Here is a 410-nt window from a genome sequence, read left to right as displayed (position 1 = left end):
GGCGCGCAGAAGCTGAATGTGGCATTTCTTGTTTCGTTTGCGTTCGCGGTTGCGGCTTCGGCTAATCTGCCGGTGCTGCTGTTCACGCTATTTTGGCGGAGATTTAATACGTATGGGGCCATGTCGAGCATTGCCGCCGGATTGATATCCTCCTTGCTGCTCATGGCCGTGGGGCCTAACGTCATGGATCCCGGGGCCGGCTGGATCCGGGCGGAAGCGATTTTCCCGCTCAAGCATCCGGGTATCGTGTCCATTCCGATTGGTTTCGCTGGCGGTATTCTCGGTACCCTGCTATCCGGCAAAGTCGGCTCAAGCGGCCGATTCGAGACGATGCAGGCCATTGCCCATGTGGCCCCGGATGAGATTCGTACCCGCGAGCCGGGGTGACGTTTCATACCTCGGGATTATCC

General features: G+C 58.5%; 1 protein-coding gene. It reads left to right on the top strand.

The features are described from left to right. Positions 1-387: sodium:solute symporter family transporter (locus ACPV3A_RS37820; protein ID WP_426205024.1), on the top strand; the 387-nt coding region annotated here is incomplete at its 5' end. Positions 388-410 lie beyond the last annotated feature (23 nt).

Origin of the sequence: Paenibacillus sp. Dod16 (genome assembly GCF_049893405.1) — a bacterium.
Taxonomy (GTDB): Bacteria; Bacillota; Bacilli; order Paenibacillales; family Paenibacillaceae; genus Paenibacillus_AQ.
This window is presented reverse-complemented; position numbering and strand designations above follow the sequence as displayed.